The organism is Leucobacter soli (assembly GCF_042659205.1).
Classification (GTDB): domain Bacteria; phylum Actinomycetota; class Actinomycetes; order Actinomycetales; family Microbacteriaceae; genus Leucobacter; species Leucobacter soli.
This window is the reverse complement of sequence record NZ_JBHSRW010000423.1, coordinates 1-968: the sequence shown is the minus strand read 5'-3', so window position 1 is coordinate 968 and position 968 is coordinate 1. Positions and strand designations below refer to the sequence as shown.

Annotated in this window: 1 protein-coding gene; it reads left to right on the top strand. The window is 71.1% G+C overall.

The annotated features are described in order from the left end of the window. The first annotated feature begins 281 nt into the window (after nt 1–281). Complete coding sequence (locus tag ACFPZL_RS13675) at nt 282–773, top strand: S-ribosylhomocysteine lyase (protein ID WP_218114392.1); 492 nt, start codon at nt 282–284, stop codon at nt 771–773. Nucleotides 774–968: the final 195 nt, after the last annotated feature.

The window sequence follows — 968 nt, the reverse complement described above, 5'->3', positions numbered from 1 at the left end:
GATCGACCGCACCGGGCGCGCCGCGAACATCACGCTGAGCCGCGAGGCCGCCTGACCGCCGGGCCAGGCCGCCCGGCGACCTCGGTCGAGGTGACCAGGTCGCCGTACCGGCCCGGAACGACGCCGACCTGGAAAGACGACGGGCCGCGCCCCACGCGCTGTAACACGATGCAGTCATCGGCGGCGGGTGCGCGCGATCGCGTAGCGTAGAGGGCACTGCGCAGCGCGACCCCTCGCGCGCGCCATCCACCACGATCCGCCGCAGCACCCCGGAGGCACCCATGAGCGATGTCGAACTTGCCGAGATCGAGAGCTTCCAGCTCGACCACACCAAGGTGCGCGCGCCCTACGTGCGCAAGATCGCCGTAGAGCACGGCCCCAAAGGCGACGCGATAACCAACTACGACATCCGGCTGGTCCAGCCCAACGAGGGAGAGATCCCGACCGCGGGCCTGCACACGATCGAGCACACGATCGCCGGCCTGCTGCGCACCCGCCTCGACGGCGTGATCGACATCTCGCCGTTCGGCTGCCGCACCGGCTTCCACCTGATCGTCTGGGGCGAACCCGACCCGGCAGACGTCGCCGCGGCGATCAAGGCATCGCTCGCCGACATCGCCGAGCGGATCACCTGGGACGACGTGCCCGGCACCGACGCGGTGAGCTGCGGCAACTACCGCGACCACTCGCTGCATTCGGCGCGCGAGTGGAGCCGGTCGGTGCTGGATCAGGGCATCAGCGTCGATCCGTTCGATCGCTCGGTGCTCGCGTAGCGCCCGGATCCGCAGAGGCAGGATCCGCTCCCGCCGGGCTCGGGGTCGCGGGATCGGCGAGCTCAGGATCAGTGTGCTCAGGATTAGTGTGCTCAGGATCGGTGACTGCAGGCTCCACGATCCCGGGCACGGGCGGCGCCGGATCGCGCGCCGGGCGCGCGGGTGCGAGCTCGGGCTCCGGGCCGAACTGCCCGG